Annotated in this window: 17 protein-coding genes; 11 read left to right on the forward strand and 6 right to left on the reverse strand. The window is 71.6% G+C overall.

The window, feature by feature from the left end; translation table 11 throughout:
- The first annotated feature begins 62 nt into the window (after positions 1 to 62).
- Both ACIBHX_RS34210 and ACIBHX_RS34215 read left to right on the forward strand, forming a co-directional pair.
- Positions 63 to 818 carry an SDR family oxidoreductase gene (locus ACIBHX_RS34210; RefSeq protein ID WP_397071535.1) on the forward strand — a complete coding sequence of 252 codons (756 nt, stop codon included), beginning with the start codon at positions 63 to 65 and terminating at the stop codon, positions 816 to 818.
- Positions 819 to 923: 105 nt separating this feature from the next.
- Positions 924 to 1,643 (forward strand): dienelactone hydrolase family protein, encoded by a 720-nt coding sequence (locus ACIBHX_RS34215; protein ID WP_397071536.1) that lies wholly within the window; start codon positions 924 to 926, stop codon positions 1,641 to 1,643.
- Between the two features lie 329 nt (positions 1,644 to 1,972).
- Here the strand turns inward: ACIBHX_RS34215 and ACIBHX_RS34220 are convergent, their stop codons facing one another.
- The 3 genes from ACIBHX_RS34220 to ACIBHX_RS34230 form a co-directional block, all read right to left on the reverse strand.
- Positions 1,973 to 2,713, reverse strand: a complete 741-nt coding sequence (locus ACIBHX_RS34220) for an ABC transporter ATP-binding protein (RefSeq protein ID WP_397071537.1) — start codon at positions 2,711 to 2,713, stop codon at positions 1,973 to 1,975.
- A gap of 156 nt (positions 2,714 to 2,869) precedes the next feature.
- A complete protein-coding gene (locus ACIBHX_RS34225) occupies positions 2,870 to 6,070 on the reverse strand; it encodes an ATP-binding cassette domain-containing protein (RefSeq protein ID WP_397071539.1) in 3,201 nt (1,066 codons plus the stop codon).
- Positions 6,067 to 7,299, reverse strand: coding sequence for an ABC transporter substrate-binding protein (locus ACIBHX_RS34230; protein ID WP_397071540.1), 1,233 nt, complete (start codon positions 7,297 to 7,299; stop codon positions 6,067 to 6,069). The genes ACIBHX_RS34225 and ACIBHX_RS34230 overlap by 4 nt, the downstream gene beginning before the upstream one ends.
- 129 nt (positions 7,300 to 7,428) lie before the next feature.
- Here ACIBHX_RS34230 and ACIBHX_RS34235 point away from each other — a divergent pair, with 129 nt between their 5' ends.
- The 3 genes from ACIBHX_RS34235 (at position 7,429) to ACIBHX_RS34245 (ending at position 9,771) form a co-directional block, all read left to right on the forward strand.
- Positions 7,429 to 8,520: an alcohol dehydrogenase catalytic domain-containing protein gene (locus ACIBHX_RS34235; protein WP_397071541.1), complete on the forward strand. Its 1,092-nt coding sequence runs from the start codon at positions 7,429 to 7,431 to the stop codon at positions 8,518 to 8,520.
- 137 nt (positions 8,521 to 8,657) lie between these two features.
- Positions 8,658 to 9,365: a BTAD domain-containing putative transcriptional regulator gene (locus tag ACIBHX_RS34240; protein ID WP_397071542.1), complete on the forward strand. Its 708-nt coding sequence runs from the start codon at positions 8,658 to 8,660 to the stop codon at positions 9,363 to 9,365.
- A 103-nt stretch (positions 9,366 to 9,468) separates the two neighbouring features.
- The gene (locus tag ACIBHX_RS34245; RefSeq protein WP_397071543.1) at positions 9,469 to 9,771 is read left to right on the forward strand and encodes a hypothetical protein; all 303 of its coding nucleotides are present in this window, start codon (positions 9,469 to 9,471) and stop codon (positions 9,769 to 9,771) included.
- Positions 9,772 to 9,778: 7 nt separating this feature from the next.
- Here the strand turns inward: ACIBHX_RS34245 and ACIBHX_RS34250 are convergent, their stop codons facing one another.
- Positions 9,779 to 11,974: an MMPL family transporter gene (locus tag ACIBHX_RS34250; RefSeq protein ID WP_397071544.1), complete on the reverse strand. Its 2,196-nt coding sequence runs from the start codon at positions 11,972 to 11,974 to the stop codon at positions 9,779 to 9,781.
- Positions 11,975 to 12,043: 69 nt separating this feature from the next.
- On the opposite strand from ACIBHX_RS34250, the gene ACIBHX_RS34255 reads away from it, so the two are divergent.
- Complete coding sequence (locus tag ACIBHX_RS34255) at positions 12,044 to 12,574, forward strand: TetR/AcrR family transcriptional regulator (RefSeq protein WP_397071545.1); 531 nt, start codon at positions 12,044 to 12,046, stop codon at positions 12,572 to 12,574.
- Between the two features lie 80 nt (positions 12,575 to 12,654).
- Complete coding sequence (locus ACIBHX_RS34260) at positions 12,655 to 13,863, forward strand: beta-ketoacyl-[acyl-carrier-protein] synthase family protein (RefSeq protein ID WP_397071546.1); 1,209 nt, start codon at positions 12,655 to 12,657, stop codon at positions 13,861 to 13,863.
- Here the strand turns inward: ACIBHX_RS34260 and ACIBHX_RS34265 are convergent.
- Entirely contained in the window at positions 13,860 to 14,942 is a 1,083-nt protein-coding gene (locus ACIBHX_RS34265; protein ID WP_397071547.1) for an ROK family transcriptional regulator, read from the reverse strand. The genes ACIBHX_RS34260 and ACIBHX_RS34265 overlap by 4 nt on opposite strands.
- 100 nt (positions 14,943 to 15,042) lie before the next feature.
- Here ACIBHX_RS34265 and ACIBHX_RS34270 point away from each other — a divergent pair, with 100 nt between their 5' ends.
- From ACIBHX_RS34270 to ACIBHX_RS34285, 4 genes are all read left to right on the forward strand, one after another.
- Positions 15,043 to 16,272, forward strand: a complete 1,230-nt coding sequence (locus ACIBHX_RS34270; RefSeq protein WP_397071549.1) for a Gfo/Idh/MocA family protein — start codon at positions 15,043 to 15,045, stop codon at positions 16,270 to 16,272.
- Positions 16,269 to 17,516 (forward strand): ABC transporter substrate-binding protein, encoded by a 1,248-nt coding sequence (locus ACIBHX_RS34275; RefSeq protein WP_397071550.1) that lies wholly within the window; start codon positions 16,269 to 16,271, stop codon positions 17,514 to 17,516. The genes ACIBHX_RS34270 and ACIBHX_RS34275 overlap by 4 nt, the downstream gene beginning before the upstream one ends.
- Positions 17,517 to 17,655: 139 nt before the next feature.
- Positions 17,656 to 18,600 (forward strand): carbohydrate ABC transporter permease, encoded by a 945-nt coding sequence (locus tag ACIBHX_RS34280; RefSeq protein WP_397071551.1) that lies wholly within the window; start codon positions 17,656 to 17,658, stop codon positions 18,598 to 18,600.
- Positions 18,593 to 19,396: a carbohydrate ABC transporter permease gene (locus tag ACIBHX_RS34285; protein ID WP_397071552.1), complete on the forward strand. Its 804-nt coding sequence runs from the start codon at positions 18,593 to 18,595 to the stop codon at positions 19,394 to 19,396. The genes ACIBHX_RS34280 and ACIBHX_RS34285 overlap by 8 nt, the downstream gene beginning before the upstream one ends.
- On the opposite strand, the gene ACIBHX_RS34290 is transcribed toward ACIBHX_RS34285, so the two are convergent.
- The gene (locus ACIBHX_RS34290; protein ID WP_397071553.1) at positions 19,389 to 21,386 is read right to left on the reverse strand and encodes a PASTA domain-containing protein; all 1,998 of its coding nucleotides are present in this window, start codon (positions 21,384 to 21,386) and stop codon (positions 19,389 to 19,391) included. The two genes, ACIBHX_RS34285 and ACIBHX_RS34290, sit on opposite strands and share 8 nt — an antisense overlap.
- Positions 21,387 to 21,426 lie beyond the last annotated feature (40 nt).

The following is a 21,426-nucleotide window of genomic DNA, read 5'->3' on the forward strand; positions in this document are numbered from 1 at the left end:
ATCCGGCTGCGATGACCGGCTCTTGACCCGCCATCTGGCCAAGCGCTTGTTACGATCACGGCATGCTGCTCCAGGACAAGGTCGCCGTCATCACCGGAGCGGGGCCCGGGCTCGGCCGTACGCTGGCCGGGCTCATGGCTGGGGAAGGAGCTCACGTCGTGGGGGTGGCCAGGACCCCTCGGGAGCTCCCCGGCGCGGTCACCATGAGCGCCGACGTGACCGTGCCCGCGGACATGGAGACCGTGGCCCGGGCGGTCATGGACCGCTACGGGCGGGTGGACGTGCTGGTCAACGCCGCCTTCCCGGGCACCCACCGCAGGAACGTGCTGGACATGTCCCCTTCTGACCTGGCTTCGTGGCGCGAAGCCGTCGACATCGGGACGTACGGCACGCTCGTCGCCTGCCGGTACCTCGCGCCGGTGATGGTCGCCCAGGGTTCCGGCTCGATCGTCAACGTCACCTCGATGTCCTCGCGCAAGGGCTACGCGGGCCGGTCCGACTTCGCCGTCGGCAAGGCCGGCGCCCACCTGCTGTCCCACTGCCTGGCCGACGAGCTCGGCCCCTCCGGCGTCCGGGTCAACTGCGTGGCGCCCGGCTGGATCGCCAGCGAGGTGCTCGACGACTGGATGCACACCCGGGCGGCGGCCGAGGGCGTCACGTTCGACGACATCCGCGACCGCGACGTGCGCGCCATGGCGTTACGCCGGATCGCCACCGAGGAGGACGTCGCCCGCGCCGTCATCTTCCTGGCCTCCGACCACGCCAGGGCCATCACCGGCGCCACCCTCGACGTGAACTCCGGCCAGCTCTTCACCTAGCTGTACGTGGTCGAGCGCCATCACGCGGGCACTGGATTCCCACGGCATCATCAACCCGGGCAAAGTCCTCTGGCGGGACAACCCTCCTGGTGCTTGGCTGGGATCATGTGTCACTCCGATGACAGCCGTCCGCCCGCGCCGCCCGTCGTGGGAGAGGTCGCCTCGCACGGCCCGCTCGAGCTGACCGCCGCCGACGGCAACCGCTTCATGGCCTACCGGGCCGATCCCGCCTCGCCCAACGGGCGCTCGATCGTGCTCCTGCCGGACGTGCGCGGCCTGCACCCGTTCTACCGGGACCTGGCCATCCGCTTCGCCGAGGCCGGCTTCCCGACCGTCGCGATCGACTACTTCGGCCGTACGGCGGGCCTGGGCGAGCGGCCCTCGGACTTCGACTTCATGTCCCACGTCAGGCGCCTGACCTCCGACAACGTCAGAGCCGACGCCGTGGCCGCCACCGCCCTGCTGTCCGGCCCCGTCTTCACCGTCGGCTTCTGCATGGGCGGCGGCCAGTCGCTCCGCCAGGCCATCGAGGGCAACGGGCTCGCGGGCGGGATCGGCTTCTACCCGGTGCTCCGCGTCATCGACGACGTCCCCGACACGCCCGGCTCGCCCGTCCTGCTGCTCCGCGCCGGCGCCGACACGGCCACCACACCCGAGGCGTACGACGCCTTCACCGCCGCCCTCGACCGCGTCGGCACCCCCCACGAAACACACATCTACGAAGGCGCCCCCCACAGCTTCTTCGACCGCGCCTACGCCGAGTGGGCAGAAGCCTGCCAAGACGCCTGGCACCGAATCCTCACCTTCACCAAACACCACACCTAGCGAGCCGCATCAGCGATACGCGGGGCTTCGGGACCGGCGCCCCGCTATGGCGAGAATCCAAGCGCCAGCCCTCCCACAGGCAAGCACCTCCCAGGCGCCGCGTCGGCGAGACGCGGGGCGGCGGGGGTCGGCGCCCTCGTATGGCGAGGCACCGGGACCGTGGTCGCCGGTTAACGGAGCGCCGTGGCGGTGGGCAAGGATCACCGACTCGCCAGAAGCGCCGGACGCGGGCCCTCGACCGAAGTACGGCGGGCGGCCGGTGGCGGCTGCTGGCCGTACACAAGCTGGGGCTGCACACACGCTGGGACCGCACACAAGAGGAGGAAACCTCACCCCAGGTACGCGGCACGGACCGAGGGATTGGCGCGGACCTCGGCGGGTGGGCCGGTTGCGATGACTCGGCCGAGGTCAAGCACCACGAGCCGATCGCATACCCCCATGACGAACCCCATGTCATGCTCCACCAGCAGAATCGTGGTGGACAGCCCCCGCAGGATCTCCCCCAGGCGCGCCGTCTGGTCAGCGTCCAGCCCAGAGGTCGGCTCGTCGAGCAACAACACCCGAGGCCGATCGACCAACGCCCGCGCGAGCTCGACCAGCCGCCGCTGCCCCACCGGCAGCGCATCGGCGTACGCGTCCCGCAAGCCGCCGAGCCCGCACAGCTCCAGGACCTCGCTGACGCGTTCCCGCCGCTCGCGCTCCAGCCGCCGCCGTCCCGGCCACCCGGCCAGATCCGCGACCAGCCCACCACCCCCGCCATGCCAGTCGAGCGCGGCGAGCACGTTGTCACCCACGCTCAGCCGCCCGAACACCTGCGTCCGCTGAAAGGTCCGCCGCACCCCACCGCGCGCCCGCCGCAGCGCCGACCACCCGGTCACATCGACCCCTGCGACCCGCACCCGCCCGGACCCAGGCCGCCGCAACCCCGACACGACATCGAACAGGGTCGTCTTCCCGGCCCCGTTCGGCCCGATCACCCCGCAGACCTGCCCCCGCGGCACCTCGAACGACACCCCCTCCAACGCCCGCACCCCACCGAACGCCACCGAAACCCCCTGGACCCCCAACATCACCTCACCCCTCCCCACCCGGTACGGCGTCCCAGCACACCACCAACGTCACTCCACCCCGCACAACAAGCACCATCCCGCCCCGTTTCGCCACCATCACTCCCCCCACAGACAGATCCCGGGGAGCGGGTCTCGATGAGTCCTGGGGCGTGGGGGTCATGACACACCCAGGTAGGCGGCGGTGAGGCGGTCGGGATCGACGTCCTGACGGGGGCCGCACCAGGTGACCCGGCCCAGGCGCATGAACGCCACCCGGTCCGCGATCGCCAGCGCCTCCGTGGCCTTCTCCTCCACCAGCAGCAACGCCACCCCGAGCGCCCGCAACTCGGCGAACACCTCGAACACCTGCCCCGTGACCAGCGGCGCCAGACCCAGCGACGGTTCGTCCGCGATCAGCACCTTCGGCGGCCGCACCAGCGCGGGCGCCAGTGTCAGCAGCTGCTGCTCGCCGCCCGACAGCGCACCAGCGACGACGGTACGGCGGGCCGCCAGCTGAGGCATCCGCTCATACACCGCCGCCGGATCCGGCAGCCAGGTACGCAGGTTCTCCTCCACGGTCAGCCCCGGGAAGACGCCCCGCCCCTCGGGTGCGAGCAGAATCCCTGCCCTGGCCCTCCGATGTGCGGGCCACCCTGTTACGTCCTGACCATCGAGCACGATGCTTCCCGCCCCCGCCGGAAGATCCCCCGCCGCCACGGCGCAGGCGGTCGACTTCCCCGCCCCGTTGGCCCCCAGGAGCGCCACGACCTCCCCGGCCCGTACTTCCAGATCAACCCCCCGCAACACGGTCACGTCCCCATAACCCGCAACCACCCCCTCCATCCGAAACACCCCCACCACCGCGCCGCCCGGTGCCCCGACGCCCGGTGCGCCCACGCCCGGTGCCTCGTCGCCCGACGACCCAACGCCCGGCGCCTCAGAGCGTGGAGGGTGTGAGTGCGGTGTGTCGTCGGGCGCTGCAGTGTCCTGGGGTGGCACTCGGGGAGCGAGGCCGGTCGGCGCCGAGGCCCGGCCCGCACCATCTAGCGCCACGCGATCACCGCTTGCCGTGGTCGCGAAGCCGTTGACGCTCGCCGTATCGGAGTCTGAGGGTCGTCGTGGCATTGGGGCCCGGGTGGGGGTGAGGACGACGTCGATGCTCGCCGTGTCCGGGTCTGAGGGTGGTTGTGAGTTCGCCGTATCGAGGTCGGAGGGTGGTGGTGGCGTTGAGGGCCGGGCGGGAAGGGCGTTGGTGCTGGCCGTGTCCGGGTCTGGGGGTGGTTGTGAGCTCGCCGTACCGGGGTCTTGGGGGGTTGGGGGTTGGGCTGGGGTGAGGAGGCCGTGGGGGTGGCGGGCCAGGAGGATGCCGCCTGCGCCGAAGAGGATGGCGCCCACATGGGATGACAGGCCCCAGGTGGCCAGGAGTTCGGGGACCGCCACGGCGATCAGGCCGCCCAGGAGGGCGCCGGCGATGCGGCGGACGCCTTGGAGGACGACGATCGCGAGCCAGACGAAGCCCGAGAAGGCCGGGAGGTCGGTGGCCGTGATCGAACCCTTGGAGATGGCGAAGAGGACGCCGCCCAGGCCGGCGATGGCCGATGCCAGGGCGAAGAGGGTGATCTTGGTGCGGACGGTCGAGAGGCCGGACGTGATGGCGGCGGCGGGAGCCGACCTGACGGCGAGGATGGCGCGGCCGGAGGCCGATCGGGTGAGGTTGCGGAGCAGGAGGGCCACGGCGCCGATGAGGGCGAGCAGGAGGAAGACCTGGACGCGCGGCGAGGAGGTGTCGGCGAAGCCGAGGCCGAGCGCGGGCAGTTGCCAGCCGATGGTCCCGTTGCTGAAGGTGTCCACCTGGAAGAGCACCTGGTCGGCCAGGAGGGCGAGCGCGAGCGTGGCGAGGGTCAGGACCCGCCCGCCGAGCCGCAGCGCCGGGAGCGCGACGAGCACGCCGACCAGCGTGGCCGCCAGCACGCCGAGCACGATCGCGGCGAAGAACGGCAGGCCGGAGGCGAAGGCCCAGCCGCAGGTCAGCGCGGCCATCGCGGCGAAGGAGGCCTGGGCCAGGTTCACCATGCCGCCGATCCCCGTGACCACCACGAAGGAGCAGAAGATCAGGGCGAGTACGAGTCCCTGAGCCGCCACGCCCACGTAGTACACGGGCCCGAGCATGGCGAAGACCACCAGCACGGCGGTCAGACCGGCCCAGGGCAACCGAGACCGGATGGCCACGGCACGCCCCGGATTCCTGGACGAACCGCCAGGGACCGCGGGACCCGGCACCCGACCGACGTCGGCAGCCGCGAGCTCCGAGGGCCCACCGACAGCGAGCGCAGGGATGTCACCGGTCGCAGGAGGACGGGACAATCCGCCGACGTCAGCGATCGCAGGAGGACGGGACGACCCGCCGACGTCACCGGTCGCAGGAGGACGGGACGACCCGCCGACGGCGGCAACCGCAGGGGCGCGGGACGACTCGCCGAGGTCAGTGGATGCGGTCCCGGCGACGCGTTCGCGGGAGCGGTTGAACAGCAGGAGGCCGACGAAGAGCAGGATGACGGGCACGGCGGTGCGCAGCCCGGTGATCTCCGACAGGAAGTCGGTGTACCCGGCGACCAGGTTCTGCACCACCCCGAGCCCCAGCCCGGCGGCGAAGGTCACCGGGATCGACCGCAGCCGCCCGAACACGGAAGCCGTGGCCGAGGCGAAGAGCAGCACCGTGTAAGCCGTGGCGTCCAGCCCGAGCACGGGCACGGCGAGTACCCCGGCGAGCCCGGCCAGCATGGACCCGAGCATCCACGCCACAGCGGAGGCCGCGTCCGCGTCGATCCCGCGTAACCGGGCCAGGCGGAGCCGGTCCACGCAGGCACGCATCCGCAGGCCGTACGGCGTGTGCCGGATGAACAGCCACAAGCAGACGGCGGTCACGGCCGAGAAGCCGAAGGTGATCAGCTGGTCGGAGTCGAGCAGGCCGATGGAGATCGCCGGGTGCGGCCCGATGCCGCGCGGCAGGGCCGTGGCGTCCGCGCTCGGCAGGTCGAAGACGTCCACGACGAGCAGGCCGAGGGCGGGCAGCGCGATCGTCAGGCCGATCGTGGCGACGATCTGCGCGGTCTCGCCCGCGACGGCGAGCCTGCGGAACATGACCCGGTGCAGCAGGTATCCGAGCGCGGGCGCGAAGAGCCCGACCGCGATGAGCGCCGCGAGCCACGCGGGCAGGACGGAGGTGAGCTGGTAGAACAGCAGCGCGGTCAGGAAGCCGAGCGCGCCGTGGGCGAAGTTGAAGATCCCTGTCGCGGCGTAGGACAGGGTCAGGCCCGCGCCCATGATGGCGAAGACGCCGCCGGTTACAAGGCCGCTGAGAATGTAGCCGAGGATCATTTGAGCGGGACGTTGTCGAAGCACTTCATGTTCTTGGCCACCTGGAAGGCGCCGTTGACCAGCTTGACCAGCGCGCCGCAGCCGTTGGGCTCGGTGTGGTCCCTGGGGTAGTCGACCTTGCCGAAGCCGGGGTTCTGGTAGCCGTAGGAGCCGTTGCCGACGGCCAGGAACTTCTCCCGTGTCAGGTCCTTGCCCGCCTTCTTCAGCATGTCGAGGAAGATGTCGGCCGACCAGTAGCCGATCGCCATGTGCTGGGTCAGCTGGGCGCCGGGTGCGACCTTCTCGACGTCCTTCCTGAACTGGGCGATCTCCGGCGCGGACGACTCGAAGGGTTCGAACATCGGGGCGGCGATCACGCCCTCGAGTGCCTGGGCGCTGGCCGGGTCCTTGAGGATGGCGGAGTCGTAGCTGGTGGCATCGGTGAGCACACCCTGGTATCCGGCCTTCTTCAGCGCCGAGTAGAGCCCGACGTTGAACTTCGTGCCCGCGATGATCGAGGCGACGATGTCGGGCGCCTTGCCGCCGTTCGAGGTCATGATCTTGTTGACGTACGGCAGCCAGTCGGGCGGCGGGGCGGCCGCGGGCAGTCCGGAGTCGAGCCCGACGAGCTTGAACCCGGCCGCCTGGAACGACTGCGAGATCGTGGTCCCGCCGTACTTGCTGCCGCTGGAGTCGGTGGTCTGCACGTACACGGTCTTGCCCGCGGCCCCGCCGAGCAGGTCGGCCATCTGCCTGCCCCACCAGGTCTGGGAGCCGGCACCGGGCTTGGGCGCCAGGCAGCCGTTGTAGCCGAAGCCGGTCTTGGTGCCGCACCACTGCGGCCCTGTCGCCCAGCCGAACCACGGCACGCCCTGCTGCTCGAGGAAGGCGGCGCCGCCGAAGTTGGGCGCGTGCACCGGCACGAGCGCGAACACCTGGTCCTTCTGCACGAGCTTCTTGGCGGCCGCGTCGCCCTTGGCGGCGTCCTGGTTGTCGTCCTCGGCCCCGATGAACTCGATCTTCCTGCCGTTCACGCCGCCTTCGGCGTTGGCCCGTTCGAACCTGGCCTTCGCCCCGATCTCGGCGTCCTTGGTGGAGTAGCCGCTCGCGCTGGTCTTGGTGAGGACGCCGCCCACCTTGACCGTCGTGTCCGTCACGCCCTGGGTGCCGCCCTCCGAGCTCCCCTTCTGCTGTGCCGCGCACCCGGCGAGCAGCACGAGCGCCGCCGCCGCACACAGTCCTCGCCGCATTCGATCCTCCGCTGTACGGCTAGCTCTTTCGGCCTAGCGCTCGCTTGGTTTTGTGTGAGCGTAGATTTCGCCGGAAAACGCGTCAAGGGAGGTAGCCAAGCAATCGCTTGTCCGGATAGCGTGATCGGCATGCTGATGCGTGCCGCCTTGCTGACCGGCTTCCACGCACCGATGGAGATCCGCGAGGTGGAGATCGCCGACCCGGGTCCCGGCGAGGTGCGCGTCCAGATCAAGGCGTCCGGCGTGTGCGGGTCGGACCTCAAGGCGGTGGACGGCAAGAGCCCGGTCGTGGCCCGCCTGCCGTTCATCCTGGGACACGAGAGCGCCGGGGTCGTCGAGAGCGTCGGCGAGGGCGTGACCGCGGTCAAGCCGGGCGATCACGTGATCATCTCGATGAGCGGACCGTGCGGGAAGTGCCGCCAGTGCGGCGCGGGCCGCTTCCACCTGTGCTCGGGTCCCGCCAGGATGACCGCGATCATGGGCGGCGAGCCGCGCGTCTCCACCGGCGATCAGGAAGTACGCAGATTCATCGGGATCGGCTCCTTCGCCGAGTACGCGGTGGTCCGCGAGGCCACCTGCGTGAAGATCGCCAAGGACGCCCCGTTCGACGCGATGTGCCTGCTGGCCTGCGGCGTCATCACCGGCGTCGGCGCGGTCATGAACGTCGCCCGCGTCACCCCCGGCTCCAGCGTGCTCGTGGTCGGCTGCGGCGGCGTCGGCCTCAACGTCATCCAGGGCGCCGTGCTGGCGGGCGCGACCACGATCATCGCCGCCGACGTCGCCGAGCAGAAGCTCAAGCTGGCCGAGCGGTTCGGCGCCACCTGCACGCTGTCGGCCGAGGATCTGCCGCGCCAGGTGGGCGAGCTGGTCAGGGGCGGCGTGGAGTACGCCTTCGACGTGACGGGCGTGCCGGGGGTGCTGGCCCAGGCGTTCGCCGCCACCCAGCCCGGCGGCACCACGGTCATGGTCGGCAGCCCGCCGCACGGGCAGCCCGCCGAGATCGACCCGGCGCTGCTGTTCTCCTCGCGCCGCCTGATGGGCACCCAGGGCGGCGACGCGGCCCCGCATCGCGACCTGCCCATGCTGGCCGAGCAGTACCTGCGCGGCCGCCTCGACCTGAACGGCCTGATCACCGAACGCCTGCCGCTCGACCAGATCGACCAGGCGATGACCCACGTCCGCGAGGGCGCGGTCGCCCGCAGCGTCATCGTCTTCCCCTGAAACCGCGCCGGCAAGCCGTGCAGCAGCACGGTGAACGATCTACCTGCCGCAGGGTTTGGCGTCGCCGGTCGGCCCCCCGAAAAGTGCCGCGAAACGGGTGGGTATCGTGAAAACACGGAAGGGACCGGGAGGACCATGTGGAGCTCCGCCTCGTCCTGCTCGGCGGCTTCCGCCTGCTCGCCGGGGACGACCAGATCGCCGTCTGCAGCGGGACCGAGCGCCTGCTCGCCTTCCTCGGCCTGACGTGCCAGGCCGTCTCCCGCCATCTGATGGCCGCCACGCTCTGGCCCGACGCCCCCGAGCGCCGGGCGCACGCCAGCCTGCGCTCGGCGCTGGCCCGCCTGGACGGCACGGGCAGGCGGATCCTGCACATCGGGACCAGTGAAATCCACCTGGCGCCGGGAACGGAGGTCGACTTCAGCTCCGCCCGCACGCTGGCCCAGCGCATCCTCGACCCGGCCGCGCACGTCGCGGCGGACGATCTCGGCGCGCGCGCCGTCGACCTGCTCTCCCGTGACCTGCTGCCCGGCTGGTACGACGACTGGGTGCTGGCTCCGGCCGCCGAGTGGCGCCAGCTGCGGCTGCACGCGCTGGAGGCGCTGTCGAGGCTGTTCCTGGAGTCGGGGCGGCACGCCGACGCGGTGGCCGCCGCGTGCGTGGCCGTGCACGCGGACCCGCTGCGGGAGAGCGCCTGCGCCGCGCTCATCCGGGCACACCTGGCCGAGGGCAACCAGGCCGAGGCCCTGCGCCGCTTCGAGCTGTACGAGCAGGGCCTGCGCCAGGAGCTCGGTCTGCGCCCGACGAGTCGCATCCGGCAGCTCATCGCCGATCTGCGCGGCCGGTGACGCCGCCGTCACGCCCGCATCACGCCGGGGTGACCGGGCCGTCGTCATGCTGGCAGGTGAACGCCGGGGCCCGTCCCCGGCACGGGAAGGAAAGGGGTCAGAGATGCGCGCCACACTGGTAGCGGTTCCGGCGCTTCTCACCGCCCTCGCGTTCGGGTCCACGGCGGCACCGGTCTGGGCCAACCCCACGAGCTCGGCGAAGCAGACGGTCGCCGCCGAGCACGCACCGCAGCCGAAGAAAAAGAAGAAGACGCAGTTCAAGCTCGGCTTCAACCAGGGATTCTCCAGCGGGTGCTCTGATGGCAAGTTCAAGCAGCCCTTCAGCCCGCCCAGGTCAGGGGACAGCCAGTTCTCGAAGGGCGTCCACGCCGGATACATCGAGGGCTTCGAAAGCTGCAAGCCGTAGTCAGGCGTCACCCTACGGTGGTCGCCAGCGGGCGAGGCTCCTGCTCGGCCTCCTCGTGCCCCTCAACTGACAGGTTGGGCAGCAGACGATCCAGCCAGCGGGGGCACCACCAGTTGAGGCGGCCGAGCAGGACCATCGTGGCGGGGACCAGGAAGCCGCGGATGATCGTGGCGTCCACCGCGATCGCCACGGCCAGGCCGACGCCGAACGTCTTGACCATCGGGTCGGGATAGGCGATGAACGCGACGAAGACGGCGACCATGATGAGCGCCGCCGACGTGATCACCCGGCCGGTCGATCCCAGGCCCTCCGCCACCGCGCGGCGGTTGTCGCCGTGGCTCAGGTACGCCTGCCGTACGGAGGTCAGCAGGAACACCTCGTAGTCCATGGACAGCCCGAACAGCACCGCGAAGAGCATGAGCGGGACGTAGCTCTCGATCGGCACCGTGAAGAACAGGGTCTGCAGGTACGAGGCGTCCGCCGGCGGGTCCATCCCGACGAGACGGCTGCCCAGGCCGATCGAGAAGACCAGCGCGAGGGCGCCGAAGGCGGCCCCGAGCGAGACCAGGTTCATCAGCGCGGCCTTCACCGCCACCACCGGCGCGCGGAAGGCGAACAGCAGCAGGAGGGCGCTGAGCAGCACCACCACGCCGATGACCAGCGGCGTCCGCCCCGACATGCGGTCGCCCGCGTCGGTGAGCGCGGCCACCTTGCCGCCCACGTGGATCCGTGGCGACAGCGCACGGATGTCACGCACGACGTCGGCGGAGCGCGGGTCGCTCGGGGCGTACGAGGGAATCGCCTGAAGAAGCACCGACCGCCCGGAGGTGTTGAGCTTCGCGGGCGTCACATGCGCCACACCCGAAATATCCGAAATATCGCGAGAAATCCCGGTCACCAGCGGATCCGATACCGACTCCACCCGCGAAGGCAGCTCGGCCACCACGACCATCGGCCCGTTGGCCCCCGGCCCGAACCCGACCGACATGAGCTCGTAGGCCCGCCGCCCCGGCGAGTCAGCCGCTGCGTACCCGTCGTCGAGCGGCCCGAGCTTGAGCGCCAGGGCCGGGGCCGCGAGCGCCGCCAGCACCAGCACGCTGCCCACCAGCACCCGCCACGGCCTGCGCGCCACCCACGCGCCGAGCCCGCCCCACCCGCCGGATTCGGAACGCCGGCCCAGGAAGGGCACCTTCAGCGCGTTGACCCGGTGCCCGAGCAGCCCGAGCAGCGCGGGCACCAGCGTCACCGAGGTGAGCACCGCGCAGATCACAGAGATGCCGGTGATCCACCCCAGCGTGCGCAGCAGCGGGAACCCGCCGAGCATCAGCGCGCTCAGCGCGATGATGACGGTGCCGCCGGCGAACACGACCGCCCCGCCGGAACTGGCCACGGTACGGCGGACCGACTCGTGCACGGGCACACCGGAGGCCAGCAGCTTGCGGTACCGCGACAGCAGGAACAGCGCGTAGTCGATGCCCACGCCCAGCCCGATCATCGTGGCCATGATGCCCGCCTGCTTGGGCACGTCCACGACGTGGCCGAGCAGCCCGATCACGCCCAGCCCAGCGGCGACGCTGACCAGCGCGGTGAAGATCGGCACCAGCGCCGCGACCAGCGTCCCGAAGGCGAACACCAGCACCAGCAGCGCGCACGTCACGCCGATGATCTCGCTGGGCCCGGTCTTGATCTCCTTGTCGGCCGGGGTGGAGCTGTCGGCCGCCACGACCTCCAGCCCGATGCGCCGCGCCGGATCGGCGGCCCTGGACAGGGCCTGCGTGGTCTCGGCGAGCTTGGCGGGGTCGTGTCCCTGCAGCCGCACGGTGATCAGGCCGATGCGCAGGTTGGAGGAGATGCCGCCGTAGCGGAAGGGCGTGTCGACCTGCACGACGTGCGGCACCCGGTGGATCGCCACGATGGCCGCGTCCACGGCCTGCTTCCTGCGCTCGGCGATCAGCGGCCCCTTGTCGGAGTAGACCACGAGCTGCACGGTCCCGCCCGTGGCGTAGCCGGGGCCGAAGCCCTGGCGCATCAGGTCATGCGCGCGCTGGGCGTCGGTGCCGGGGATCGTCACGTCATTGCTCACGGGACGGCCGGCGACCAGGCTCCCACCCATCAGCCCGGCGGCCGCCACCACCCACGCCACCAGCACGATCCAGCCGTGCCGTGCACACCATCCGCCGAGCCGTCCAAGTAAGCCGCTCATTTCTACCCCCGTCCTGTACGCCCGTACAGGACTACGATAAGGCCGGAACGCCCAGCAAGAAATGAGACGATGACCACACTCGACGATGCGCAGGACACCCGGAGCCGCATCCTCGCCGCCGCCAGGGAGCTGTTCGCCGAGCGCGGCTACGCCGCCACCTCGCTGGCCGACATCGCCGCGGCGGTCGGGCTGACCAAGACGGCCGTCGCCTACCACTTCCACCCGAAGGACCGGCTCGCGGCCGAGCTCATCGCGCCCGCTGCCGACGACATCTTCACGCTGCTCGGCACCGACTTCCCCGACCGCGGGGCGCTGGTGGAGGCCCTGGCGGAGTTCGTGGTGCGGCACCGGGCCGTGCTCCGGCTGCTCATGGAGGACCTGGGCGGCGCGGACGAGGCCCCGCCCGGATCGCCGGGTGAGGCGATCCGCACCTTCCGCGACGTCATCTTCGCCAAACTGGTCGGGACCGACCCCGATCCCGAGACCCGCGTCCGCGGCTGGGCCGTGCTCGGCGCCCTGCAGTGGGGTGTCGTGCAGACCATGGACCTGCCCGCGGAAACAGTGAGACCCGCGCTGGTCCGTTCGGCTCTGGCCATATAGGTCCGCCACAAGATCCGGCCCGCGTCCTTGGCGGATCGCCACCCCCTGCTGTGAGGCCGCGAGCTGGCAGCGTGGAAGGCATGACCGACGTTGTGATCACCGGTGTCGGCGCGATGACCCCGCTGGGCCACGACGCCGCCACCACCTGGGCGGGGTTGCTGGCAGGACGTTCGGGCGTGGTCGCCCTGGAGGAGGACTGGGCCGCGGCCATGCCCTCGCGCATCGCGGGCCGCCTCACCGCCGATCCGGCCGAGCTGCTCGGCCGCCCCATGGCCAGGCGGCTCGACCGCTGCGAGCAGGTCGCGATCCTGGCCGCCCGCGAGGCCTGGGCGGACGCCGGCAGCCCGCAGGCCGACCCGGAACGGCTGGCCGTGGCCATCGGCACCGGCACCGGCGGCGCGGTCACCATGCTGGAGCAGGACGACGTGCTCGAGCGCGCCGGGGTGCGCCGCGTCTCGCCGCACACGCTGCCCATGCTGATGCCCAACGGGCCCGCCGCCTGGGTCAGCATCGAGCTCGACGCACGGGCCGCCGCGCACGCCCCGGTCAGCGCCTGCGCGGCCGGCTCCGAGGCGATCGCCGCTGGCCTGGACCTCATCAGGTACGGCAGGGCCGACGTGGTCGTGGCGGGCGGCGCCGAAGCCTGCCTGCATCCGCTGACCATGGCCGCCTTCGCCCAGGCCCAGGCGCTGTCGCGGCGCAACGACGAGCCCGAGCGGGCCAGCCGCCCCTTCGACGCCGACCGCGACGGCTTCGTGTTCGCCGAGGGGGCCGCGGTGCTGGTGCTCGAGCGGGCCGAGCACGCCGCGGCCAGGGGCGCGCGGGTCCTGGCCCGCCTGGCGGGCGCGGGCATCACCGCCAACGCGCGCCACATCACGGCCTCCGACCAGGACGGCCAGCGCCGCGCCATCGAGCAGGCCCTGCGTACGGCGGGCCTGTCCGGGCACGAGATCGGCCACGTCCAGGCGCACGCCACCTCGACTCCCGGCGGCGACCCCATCGAGGCGGCCGCGATCGCCGAGGCCGTCGGCTCTCACGCGCCGGTCACCGCGATCAAGTCGGCCACCGGCCACCTGTGCGGCGCCTCGGGTGCGCTGGCCACCGTGGTGGCGGCCCTGGCGATGCGCGACGGCCTCATCCCGGCCACGCGCAACCTCGACCGGCTCGACCCAGCGGTCAAGCTCGACGTGGTCACCGGCGGCCCGCGCACCTGGCGGCCCGCCCCGACGCTGGTCAACGCCTTCGGCTTCGGCGGGCACAACGTCGCGCTCGCGCTGGCTCCCGCCTAGAGGTCGAGCACCTCGCGCTCGACGTGGTCCAGCGCCAGCCGTACCCCTCCGAGGGCGACGCTCTTGTCGCCGAAGGTGGACATGACCACGGCCGGGGCGCTCAGGCACAGGTCCGTGAGGTGGCGGCGCAGCGGACCCAGCAGCACATCGCCCGCCTGGGAGTAGCCGCCGCCGATCACCAGCAGGTCGGGGTCGATGGCCAGCACCAGCGCCGACGCGCCGATCGCCAGGTTCTCGGCGAAGCGGTCGACGGCGGCCAGGGCCTCCGGCTCGCCCGCCCGGGCGTCGGCGAAGATCTCGGTGGCGGGACGCTCGCTGACCAGCTCGGCCGCGGCGAGCTCCCAGCCCACCTGCCGCAGCGCGCCGATCTCGCCCGCCGCGCCCGTGCGGCCGGCGTGCAGCCGCCCGCCGATCAGGATCCCGGCGCCCGCGCGGTGCCCGACCAGCACGTAGACCACGTCGGAGGCGTGCTGGGCGCTGCCCTGCCAGTGCTCGGCCAGCGCGGCCAGGTTGGCGTCGTTGGCGGCCAGCCCCGTGCAGTCGAACCACCGGCCCGCCAACCCGGCCAGGTCCACGCCCGTCCACCCGGGCAGCACGAGCGACAGCGTCACCCGCCCCGACCTGTCCACGATGCCGGACGTGCCCACGCACACCGCCCATACGCTCGTGCGCGACACCCCCGCCCCGTCCACGCAGGCCCAGGCCGTACGGCGGGCCACCTCCAGCCGCTCGGCCGCCTCGGCGCCCTCGGAGACCGCCGTGCGCTCCCAGGCGATGACCTCGCCGTTCAGGTCGGCCAGCGCGACGAGGATCTTGTTGGCGCCCACGTCGACGCCGAGCACGTGGCCCGCATCGGCCCTGAACCCGAACCGGCGCGCGGGACGCCCCATCACGCCCTCGTCCGGCGGCACCTCCCTGACCCAGCCGCGCTCGCCCAGCTCGTCGAGCACCGCCTCGACGGTCTGCCGCGACAGCCCGGTGATCCTGCCCAGCTGGGTCACCGTGGCCACCCCCTCGCCACGCAGCGCCCCGAGCGTGGCCCGGGTGTTCACGCGGCGCAGCAGCGAGGCGTCAGTCACTTACCCGACCTACTTTCATAACTCCCCTATTGACGCCTATCTGCCTGGATCCTAGCATCGGCCGACATACGTGAATTGGTTACATATGTGGAGGCTTTGCATGGTCACTCTGGCCGTCGTCGGCGCCGGTTCGCGGGGGACCGCCTATGCCCGGCACGCCGTCGAGCACGGTGGTGCCCAGGTGGTGGCGGTGGCCGACCCGCTGGAGATGCGCCGGACCCGCTTCCCCGAGGCGGCCAGGTACGCCGACTGGCGCGCGCTGGCCGCGCTCCCCCGGCAGGCCGACGCAGTGATCATCGCCACGCTCGACCGCGACCATGTGGAGCCCGCCGAACGCTTCGCCGAGCTGGGCTACCACATCCTGCTGGAGAAGCCGATGGCCGTGACCGAGGAGGACTGCCGCCGGATCGTGGCCGCGGCCGAGCGGTCCGGCTCGGTGTTCGCGGTCTGCCACGTGCTGCGGTACACGCCCTACACCAAGGCGCTCAGAGCGCTGATCGACGAGGGCCGGGTGGGCGAGATCGTCAGCGTCCAGCACCTGGAGCCGGTGGGCTGGTGGCACCAGGCCCACTCCTACGTGCGCGGCAACTGGCGCAGGGCCGACGAGTCGACGTTCATGCTGCTCGCCAAGTCCTGCCACGACCTGGACTGGCTGGTCCACCTGACCGGCAGGCCGGTGACGCGGGTCTCCTCCTTCGGCGGGCTCAAGCACTTCACCGCGACCAACCGGCCTTCCGGAGCCTCGGATCGATGCCTGGAGTGCGCCGTGGAGGCGACGTGCCCGTACTCGGCGCCGCGCCTGTACCTGCCGCTGGCGGGGCGGGACATCTGGCCGCTGTCGGTGATCACCGAAGACCTGTCGGAGGAGGGCGTCCGCCGCGCGCTGGCCACCGGCCCGTACGGCAGGTGCGTCTACGCCTGCGACAACGACGTGGTCGACCACCAGGTGGTGAACCTGGAGTTCGAAGGCGGCGCCACCGCGTCGTTCACGATGACCGCGTTCACCCCGTCCATGCACCGGCAGACCCGCGTCTTCGGCACCCACGGCTCGATCGAGGGCGACGGCGACCGCCTGACCGTCACCGACTTCGTGACCGGGGAGATCGAGACCATCGACACCCGCCCGACGGGGGACGCCACGGCGGCGGGCGGGCACGGCGGCGGCGACGGGGGGCTCGTCGGCGCGTTCCTGGAGGCGATCGCCACCGGCGACCGCTCCCGCGTGCTGTCCTCGCCGAGCGAGAGCCTGCACAGCCACCTGATCGCCTTCGCCGCCGAGCAGTCCCGGCTGACCGGCATGACCGTCCCGCTGGAAGGAACCCCCCGATGAAACACCTCGGAAAGACCGGCGCGCTGCTGGCGCTCGCCGTCGCGCTGACCGCCTGCGGAGCCACCGCTGAAAAGGCTCAGCCGCAGGCCGACGGCGGGCGCGGACCGCTGACGTTCATCAGCGGCAAGTTCGAGGCGGAGGCCACCCAGAAGATCGTCGACGCCTGGAACGCCTCGCACCCCAGCGAGAAGGTCACGGTCAGCCTGCTCCCCGAGAGCGCCGACGAGCAGCGCCGCAAGCTCATCCAGAACGCGCAGACCAAGTCGGACGCCGGCGACGTGATCCTCATCGACGCCGTGTGGACCAGCGAGTTCGCCGCCAACCGCTGGGTGGACGAGCTCCCGCTGGACACCGCGGACTTCCTGCCCACCACCGTCGACACCGGCAAGTACCGCGACAAGCTCTACGCGATGCCGCTGTTCACCGGCACTGGCCTCCTCTACTACCGCACCGACCTGGTCAAACAGCCGCCCAAGACGTGGGCGGAGATGAAGCAGATCTGCAACAAGGTGCTGCCCAAGCAGAAGGGCATGAGCTGCTACAGCGGCCAGTTCGACAAGTACGAGGGCCTGACCGTCAACTTCTCCGAGGCGATCAACTCAGCGGGCGGCGAGCTGATCGACGCCTCCGGGCAGCCGCAGCTCAACTCCGACGCCGCCAAGAAGGCCGCGCAGTTCCTGGCCGACGGATTCAGGAGCGGCATGATCCCCAAGGAGGCGATCACCTACAAGGAGGAAGAGGGGCGGGTCGCCTTCCAGGAGGGCAAGCTGCTCTTCTACCGCAACTGGGCCTACGGCTACGAGGCCGCGCAGAAGACCGACGGCTCCAGCAAAGTGGTCGGCAAGTTCGACGTGGCGCCCATCCCCGGGCTCGACGGGCCTGGCGCGGGCACGCTCGGCGGCAACAACCTGGCGGTCTCGGCGTTCTCCAAGCACAAGCGGAGCGCCGCGGACTTCGTCGCGTTCATGACCTCCGCGGAACAGGAGAAGGCCTTCGCCGAGGTCAGCTCCATGCCCCTGGCGCGGGCCGCGCTGTATGACGATCCGGCCCTGATCAAGAAATATCCGTATCTTCCGGCGCTCAAGGCGGGCATCCTGGCCGCCAAGCCGCGCCCCAAGGTCGTGAAGTACGGCGACGTGACCGCCGCCATCCAGGAGTCGGCCTACGCCATCGTCTCGGGCGCCAAGCCCGTCGACCAGGCGCTCACCGAACTCCAGTCCACCCTCAGCCCCCTGCTCAAGTGATGAACCACCTAGAAGGCCCAGGACGGAGTCGTAACGGCGATCAGCCCCGTCCTGCTAGCCGTGGCGTCTCCCTGGACAGAGCCCGGCCCCGTGCGGCGGGTGGCGGTGGGGCGGCTCGCCGTACCTCCTGGAACCTGTCGTGATCACGGCGGCCATGGCGGCGCGGCGGGGCAGGCGCGTCAGGGCGAGGCGGCGCGGAGAGTCACTGCTGGCGGCGGCCATGTTGTCGCCGACGGTGGTCGTGCTGGCGTTGGTGGTGTTCTATCCGCTGGTGGCGGCGGCGCGGGAGTCGCTGTACACCAGCGGGCAGACGCTGGATGCCGACGGTTTCGTGGTGGAGGGCGAGCAGTTCGCCGGGCTGGCGAACTACGCGGGCGTGGTGGGCGAGCGTTTCGCCAACGCGGCGCTCAACACCACGCTGTTCACCGTGGTGACCGTCGCGCTCGAGGTGGTGCTGGGCGTGGCGATGGCGCTGGTGATGAACCACGCCTTCCGCGGCAGGGCGTTCCTGCGGGCGAGCATCCTGATCCCGTGGGCGGTGCCGACGGCCGTGTCGGGGCTCATGTGGAAGTGGATCTTCCAGGCCGACGGCGTGGCCAACGCGATCCTGCACACGCAGATCCTGTGGACGGCCGAGGGCGTCTACGCCAAGCTCGCCGTGGTCATCGCGGACGTGTGGAAGACGGCGCCGTTCGTCGGGCTCCTCGTGCTGGCCGGGCTGCAGATCATCCCGCACGAGGTGTACGAGGCCGCGCGGGTGGACGGCGCCACGGCCGGGCAGCGGTTCTGGCGGATCACGCTGCCGCTGGTCAAGCCCGCGCTGCTGGTGGCGGTGCTGTTCCGGCTGATGGACGCGCTGCGCGTGTTCGACCTGCCGTACGTGCTGGTCGGGCCGCGCAAGCACGCGGTCGAGACGCTGTCGGGGCTGATCTGGGACGAGGCGACCAGGGTGCACTACGGCCCCGCCTCGGCGTACGGGACGGCGCTGTTCGTCTACATCGCGCTGATCGCGTTCGTGTTCGTCAAGCTGCTCGGCGCGGACCTGCTCGCCGACGTGCGCGCCGGGCGGAGGACAGATGCGTAGAGCAGGGATGATCGGCATGGCGCTGTACTGCCTGGTGCCGTTCTACTGGATGGTGGTGTCGAGCTTCCGCCGCACGGCGGACATCTACGACAAGGCGCCGCTGCCGAGCCCGTGGTCGCTGGAGAACTACCAGGCCGTGCTCGGCACGGACATGGGCTTCGGCAGGGCGCTCGGCAACAGCCTGATCGTGGCGGGCGTGACGACGCTGGTCACGCTCGTGATCGGCACGGCGGCCGCCTACGCGCTGGCGCGGCTGGACTTCCCCGGCAAGAACCTGGTGCTCGCGCTGATCATCGCGGTGTCCATGTTCCCCGGCGCGCTGCTGATCGTGCCGCTGCTGAAGCTGTTCACAGCGATCGGGTGGATCAACTCCTACCAGGCGATGATCGTGCCGTCCATGTCGTTCGCGCTGCCGCTGACGGTGTGGAACCTGACCACGTTCTTCCGCCAGCTGCCCTTCGAGCTGGAGCAGGCCGCGATGATCGACGGCTGTACGGCGTTGGCCGCCTTCCGCCGGGTGATGCTGCCGATGGCGGCGCCGGGGGTGTTCACCACGGCGATCCTGGCCTTCATCGCGACCTGGAACGAGTTCATCATCGCGGTGACCATGGTCAACGACGAGTCCCGTCAGACAGCCACGGTGCGGATCGCGCAGTTCACCGGGGCGGCCAAGTTCGACACCCCGTTCGGCAGCCAGATGGCCGCCGGGGTGCTGGTCACGGTGCCGCTGGTGCTCCTCGTCCTGTTCTTCCAGCGCAGGATCGTGGCCGGGCTCACCGCGGGCGCGCTCAAGTAGGGAGGTCGACAGGCGGGCTCGGGGTGTCCGTGGGTGATTCACCCGGGTCCGGGCCTGTCTGGCCTTCCACGCCCACGGTGATCACGACGTTCTGACCGGGGTTGCCGCAGCCGCCCGGGGCCACGCTCTGGGCGAGGACCTGGTCGACGTCCGACTGGTTGTCGACGACCTGGGCCTTGAGCGTCACGCCCAACCCGGCGGCGCGCAGGTTCGCCTGGGCCGCCGTCCGCGACAGGCCGACCACGCCGGGCACCCGCAGGCCGTTGCGGGCGACCACGAGAGCCACCTTGGTGCCGCCCCGCACCCTGGCGCCCGCGCCGGGGCTGGTGGCCAGCACCTGGCCGTCGGGCTGCGGCGAGCACTGCCGGGTGACGTCACCGGCCGCCAGCCCGGCGCTGACCAGCGCGGCCTCTGCCGCCTTGCGCCGCATCCCGGTCACCGACGGCACCTCGAGCCCGGCCGAGACCTGCATGCTGACCGTGCTGCCGCGGGCCGCGGACGTCCCCGCGGGCGGCTGGCTGCCCAGCACCTGGCCGATCTTCTCCGCGGAGTCGATCTGGGTGATGGTCCCGACCGCGAACCCGGCGCGTTTGAGCGCCTTGACCGCTTCGGAACGATCCAGCCCGGTGACGCCCGGCACCGCCACCCCCGCGGCCACCACGGGCGGCGGGCCGCTGGGACTGTTCTGACGTGGGCGGTCTTCCTCCTGCGTCCTGGGCTGGGCCGTCGTCGGCGGGATGGTCGGGTCCACGGCCTGGACCGCCGAGGTGGTCACGGTCGTCCGGATGGCCACCTGAGGCGGGGGCGAGCCCTGTTTGAGCGCCGGCACCAGGACCGTGGCCAGCACCGCCGCGCTGATCAGTAGCGCGCCGGAGACGGCCAGGCCCGCCCGGTTCGCCGCGCTTCCCACCTTGCGCGGCTCCTCGCCCGAACGGGATTCCGCGCCCCGCCACCAGCCACCGCCGCTTCCTGAACCGCGGTCACCGTGATCGTCCTCGTCGTGGTCATCCGACTTGCGCGGGGCGGGCACTGCGTGGGAGGCCGCCACCCGTTCGCGGGACGCCGCGGCCACGGATCCTGCCAGGTGGTAGGCGGCCGACGCCTCCCCGGTGGCCTCCGGTTCCGCCAGGGGCACCGGGTCCACGCGCAGGATGTGCGGCGGAGGTGAGCGCAGCACCTCCGCCGGCACGCCATCCGCGCCCCCCAGGAGCGCCAGCAGCAGGTCCCTGCTGGTCGGCCGGTTGCGCGAATCCTTCTCCAGGCACGCCTCGACCAGTTCGCGCAGCTGCCCGTCGAGCAGCCCCAGCTCGGGCGACGCCGTCAGGATGCGGTGCAGCACCGGCGCCACCGAGTCCTGCCCGAAGGGCGCCGAGGCGTTGGCCGCGAAGCACATCGTGGCGCCCCAGGCGAACACGTCCACCGCCCCTGTCACCGCCGAGGCGGTGATCTGCTCGGGCGCCATGTAGGCGGGGGTGCCGACTCCCCGCCCGCTGACCGTGGCCGCCGCGTCCAGCGCTCTGGCCAGCCCGAAGTCGATCACCCGCGGCCCGTCGGACCCGAGCAGCACGTTCTGCGGCTTGAAGTCCCTGTGCACGATCCCGGCCCGGTGGATCGCCGCCAGCGCGGTCGCTGTGCCGACCGCCAGCCGCTCGAGCGCGCCACCGCGCCGCGGCCCGGTCAGCGCGACCTCCCTGTGCAGCGACGGCCCGTCCACGTACTCGCTCACGATGTACGGCAGGCCGTCCTCGAACCCGGCGTCTATCACCTGCGCCGTACAGAACCTGGCCACGTGCTTGGCCAGGTCCACCTCCCGCAGGAACGCCGCCTGCTCGTCCCCCACGGGGCCGTGCAGTAGCTTGACCGCGTAGCTTTCTCCGCCCCTCATCCCGAGGAACACCACGCCCTGGCCGCCCTCGCCCAGGCGCCCGGACAGTTCGTAGTCTCCCAGTCGCTGTGGGTCCCCCGTTTTGAGCGGCTGCGCGTTTGGCACGGGGCCTCCCCTCGCCGCCACTCCCTTGCATATCCACTGA

The sequence above is a fragment of the Nonomuraea sp. NPDC050536 genome, assembly GCF_044457685.1.
Classification (GTDB): Bacteria; Actinomycetota; Actinomycetes; order Streptosporangiales; family Streptosporangiaceae; genus Nonomuraea.

Coding starts and splice junctions, on each gene's coding strand:
- ACIBHX_RS34210 (WP_397071535.1), top strand. CDS start 63: ATGCTGCTCCAGGACAAGGTCGCCGTCATCACCGGAGCGGGGCCCGGG.
- ACIBHX_RS34215 (WP_397071536.1), top strand. CDS start 924: ATGTGTCACTCCGATGACAGCCGTCCGCCCGCGCCGCCCGTCGTGGGA.
- ACIBHX_RS34220 (WP_397071537.1), bottom strand. CDS start 2,713: ATGTTGGGGGTCCAGGGGGTTTCGGTGGCGTTCGGTGGGGTGCGGGCG.
- ACIBHX_RS34225 (WP_397071539.1), bottom strand. CDS start 6,070: ATGATCCTCGGCTACATTCTCAGCGGCCTTGTAACCGGCGGCGTCTTC.
- ACIBHX_RS34230 (WP_397071540.1), bottom strand. CDS start 7,299: ATGCGGCGAGGACTGTGTGCGGCGGCGGCGCTCGTGCTGCTCGCCGGG.
- ACIBHX_RS34235 (WP_397071541.1), top strand. CDS start 7,429: ATGCTGATGCGTGCCGCCTTGCTGACCGGCTTCCACGCACCGATGGAG.
- ACIBHX_RS34245 (WP_397071543.1), top strand. CDS start 9,469: ATGCGCGCCACACTGGTAGCGGTTCCGGCGCTTCTCACCGCCCTCGCG.
- ACIBHX_RS34250 (WP_397071544.1), bottom strand. CDS start 11,974: ATGAGCGGCTTACTTGGACGGCTCGGCGGATGGTGTGCACGGCACGGC.
- ACIBHX_RS34255 (WP_397071545.1), top strand. CDS start 12,044: ATGACCACACTCGACGATGCGCAGGACACCCGGAGCCGCATCCTCGCC.
- ACIBHX_RS34260 (WP_397071546.1), top strand. CDS start 12,655: ATGACCGACGTTGTGATCACCGGTGTCGGCGCGATGACCCCGCTGGGC.
- ACIBHX_RS34270 (WP_397071549.1), top strand. CDS start 15,043: ATGGTCACTCTGGCCGTCGTCGGCGCCGGTTCGCGGGGGACCGCCTAT.
- ACIBHX_RS34275 (WP_397071550.1), top strand. CDS start 16,269: ATGAAACACCTCGGAAAGACCGGCGCGCTGCTGGCGCTCGCCGTCGCG.
- ACIBHX_RS34285 (WP_397071552.1), top strand. CDS start 18,593: ATGCGTAGAGCAGGGATGATCGGCATGGCGCTGTACTGCCTGGTGCCG.